Below are 912 nucleotides of genomic sequence, written 5' to 3' on the forward strand. Positions count from 1 at the left end.
CTGTGCGCATTCTGGCCCGAAACCCAGAGACGCGAATGCGTCTGCGATTGGTGCCGCGAAGGGTACGCTGAGTCATGGTGAGAAGCCAACCTATGAAGCCAACATCACTTGCCAGAGCCGACCAGAGCGAAATTCAGCCTGGGGCGAATAATTATAGCAGACTCAACGGAAAATAGCTAGATTGGCCAGCCCACGCCGAGCAGCTAAATTGGGAATCCTAAAGCCACTGTCGAGGGAGCAGAGGCTGCTGTTCCTCTTGGGCTTTTGCTGTGTCGCTCTGGGTGTGTGGTGTGGATATCTCCCTGGATCAGCTCTGGAATGAAGCTCTGGGGCATCTACAGGTACAGCTCAGCCGTCCAACTTTTGAGGCTTGGATCAAGACGGCGCGGCCTGAGTCGTTGGTGGACAACCGCCTCACCATCTCGACTCCTAGCGAATGGGCGCGGGGCTGGCTGCAAAAGCACTACGCCTCCACCATCACTGAGGTGGTGCAGCGGGTGGCCGGGATCCCTTTACAGGTGGAGTTTTCGGTTTCCCCCCACGCTTTGGTTGAGGAAGAACCCCCTGCAAAAGCCATTTCCCCAACATTGCCCAGAGCCGGCAGCTTACCTGCCTCCCCCACTCTAGGGCTGGAAGTCGGCGGCAGCCTGCCGATGCGAGCGCCGGATCTCAACCCCAAGTATTCCTTCTCACGGTTTGTGGTTGGCCCCAACAACCGCATGGCCCATGCTGCAGCTCTGGCCGTAGCCGACAAGCCTGGGCGCGCCTACAACCCGCTGTTTCTCTGCGGCGGAGTAGGGCTGGGCAAAACCCACCTCATGCAGGCCATCGGCCACTACCAACTGGAGGCGAATCCGCAGGCGAAGGTCTTTTACGTGTCCACCGAGCGCTTTACCAACGATTTAATCGATG

Annotated in this window: 2 protein-coding genes; one reads left to right on the plus strand and one right to left on the minus strand. The window is 58.4% G+C overall.

Going from position 1 to position 912, the window contains the following annotated elements; translation table 11 throughout:
* The coding region (locus NW844_RS12955; RefSeq protein ID WP_414336244.1) for a 50S ribosomal protein L34 at window positions 1-76 on the minus strand (76 nt) is incomplete at its 3' end.
* Window positions 77-290: 214 nt separating this feature from the next.
* Here NW844_RS12955 and NW844_RS12960 point away from each other — a divergent pair.
* The coding region (locus NW844_RS12960) for a DnaA ATPase domain-containing protein (protein WP_414336242.1) at window positions 291-912 on the plus strand (622 nt) is incomplete at its 3' end.

Source organism: Synechococcus sp. H55.2 (assembly GCF_047462495.1).
Classification (GTDB): Bacteria; Cyanobacteriota; Cyanobacteriia; order Thermostichales; family Thermostichaceae; genus Thermostichus.